A 2,355-nucleotide genomic window follows, 5' to 3' on the forward strand; every position below is an offset into this window, starting at 1 on the left:
GGATTGATGTCGAACTCCGCCTCGATATAGCCCTTGCCGTGGGGGCCCCCATGATCGTCGATGTGGGTGATGCGGTCGAACAGCAGCATCGGCGGCGCAGGCAGCTGAGCGTTGCCTGGGCCGAACATCTCACCCCGCGCGCGGGCCATGAGCTCGTCGAAGGAGTAGCTGGCGGGCCGGGTCGCGACATCGTTCATCGAGGGGACCTTGGATCTTAAGAAGGGTGCGGCCTACCACGCCGGCCACTGACGCCTCAATGGCGTTGCGGAACCTGGGAGGCGCGGCCCGGCCGGCACTGCGTGGCATCGGACGTGCCCCAGAGGGCGCCTTCCCGCACCCAGCCGGTTGTCCCGCCGACCTTGACCTTGCACCACCCCTTCTCGCAGCGGACCAGGGCGGCCAGGGCGCGAACGTCGAGGTAGGCGGCCGTTTCCGTGCCCGACCTGGGCGCGCGGTAGAGAGGCGCCGGCCGCGCGCCCATGTTGATCACGTTGCGCCGGCCGTCGGTCACCCTTTTGTGCACCCAGGTGACTTGGCCTTCCGGATCGCAGACGCGGCGCCAGTCGCTGGTCTCGGCCACCACCTGCACGGGAAGGCCACGCTTGCGGTAGACGAACCGGAGCCGATGGTCCTCTCCCGGCCCGGCGCGGGCGTTCACCTTGGCGAACTTGAGCGTGACGTAGCGCGGAACGGGATAGCCGGACGGGGTCTGGCGTTCGGCCGGAGCCCAGCCGCCGAGGAACCCGACGGCCATGATCAGCGCGAGAATCGCCGGCGCCTTGCCCGTCCGCACTCCCAATCTCGCGCCTCGCCTTGGCCGTGCCGGGGGCCCCTGCTAAGGAGTCCCCAAGTCAGCGCCGCCACACGGCGCAGGAAACGCACCTTTTTCCCGTAGGCACATGCCCACCCGCAAGCCGAAAGTCATCGTCACGCGCAAACTGCCGGACTCGGTGGAGACCCGCATGCGCGAGCTGTTCGACACCGAGCTCAACGTCACCGACGAGCCGATGACCCGGAAACAGCTCATCGACGCCATTGGGCGATGCGACGTCCTGTCGCCGACCATCACCGACAAGATCGACGCCGGCCTGATCGCCAAGGCGGGCGAGAAGCTCAAGCTGATCGCCAATTTCGGGGCGGGGGTGGATCACATCGACGTCGCCGCCGCCAACGCCGCCGGGATCGCGGTCACGAACACCCCCGGCGTGCTCACCGAAGACACCGCCGACCTGACCATGACGCTGATGATGGTCACCCTGCGACGGGTGATCGAGGGGTCCAACCTGGTGCACGCGGGCCAGTTCACCGGCTGGGCGCCCACCGCCATGCTGGGCCGGCGCATCACCGGCAAGCGGCTGGGGATCATCGGCATGGGCCGGATCGGGACCGCTGTCGCGCGCCGCGCCCGGGCCTTCGGCCTGCAGATCCACTATCACAATCGCAAACCCGTCAGCCACGTCGTCTCCGACGAGCTGGAGGCGACGTACTGGGACAGCCTGGACCAGATGATCGCGCGGATGGATATCATCTCCGTGCACTCGCCGCACACCCCGGCCACTTTCCACCTGCTGTCGGGCCGCCGGCTGAAGCTGCTGCAGCCGCACGCCTACATCGTGAACACGGCGCGCGGTGAAGTGATCGATGAAGGCTCTCTGGCGCGCATGTTGGAAAAGGGCGAACTCGCCGGCGCTGGCCTCGATGTGTTCGAGAACGAACCTGCGATCAATCCGAAGCTGAAGAAGCTCACCAACGTGGTGCTGCTGCCGCACATGAGTTCTGCGACAATCGAAGGCCGCATCGACATGGGCGAGAAGGTCATCATCAATATCAAAGCATTTGCTGACGGCCATGCGCCGCCCGATCGTGTTCACCCGGCGATGCTGTAAACTCATGAAGGCCAGTCGCGAGACTGGCCTTTTACTTTTCTGGATCATCGCGACAAAAATCGCCGCGCCGGCGTCATTGCCATCCTTCCCAGGTTGATAATTGATGCCGGCGCGGCTGGTTTAAAATCTAACGCGGTCAATTTGAGTTTGTTGTCGCGCGAAACGCCGCTCAGGTTCAGTTCCGCGCGGAACAGCCAAGCATTATTCGGCAGCGCACGCCGGACTGGCCGCCGCGCTGTGACTGCTGAGATCTTTAAGTGTCGCGTTCGTGCCGGTCAGCGGATTCTGCTCATCCCAGCTGATCTCGATCGTATCGAAACGGCTCGCCAACGCGTCGTAAATCAGCAGGCGCCCGACGAGACTGTCGCCAATTCCAAGGATTTCCTTGATCGTTTCGGTCGCCTGCAATGTGCCGATGACGCCGGCGACAGGACCGAGGACCCCGACTTCAGAGCAGTTCGCAACGAGG

Annotated in this window: 3 protein-coding genes and 1 pseudogene; 1 reads left to right on the plus strand and 3 read right to left on the minus strand. The window is 65.0% G+C overall.

All coding sequences use genetic code 11. The features are described from left to right. Nucleotides 1-197, minus strand: a pseudogene (locus QZV94_RS24565) (beta-hydroxydecanoyl-ACP dehydratase); the annotation flags it as partial. A 56-nt stretch (nucleotides 198-253) separates the two neighbouring features. Continuing rightward, nucleotides 254-793 carry an SH3 domain-containing protein gene (locus tag QZV94_RS24570; protein WP_293683036.1) on the minus strand — a complete coding sequence of 180 codons (540 nt, stop codon included), beginning with the start codon at nucleotides 791-793 and terminating at the stop codon, nucleotides 254-256. A 106-nt stretch (nucleotides 794-899) separates the two neighbouring features. Between QZV94_RS24570 and QZV94_RS24575 the strand changes: the two genes are divergently transcribed. Next, nucleotides 900-1,886, plus strand: a complete 987-nt coding sequence (locus tag QZV94_RS24575; RefSeq protein WP_293683038.1) for a D-glycerate dehydrogenase — start codon at nucleotides 900-902, stop codon at nucleotides 1,884-1,886. A 201-nt stretch (nucleotides 1,887-2,087) separates the two neighbouring features. Here QZV94_RS24575 and QZV94_RS24580 read toward each other — a convergent pair. After that, on the minus strand, nucleotides 2,088-2,355 hold a 268-nt coding region (locus tag QZV94_RS24580; RefSeq protein WP_367255327.1), incomplete at its 5' end, for a ThiF family adenylyltransferase.

It is taken from the genome of uncultured Phenylobacterium sp. (assembly GCF_902826855.1).
GTDB lineage: Bacteria > Pseudomonadota > Alphaproteobacteria > Caulobacterales > Caulobacteraceae > Phenylobacterium.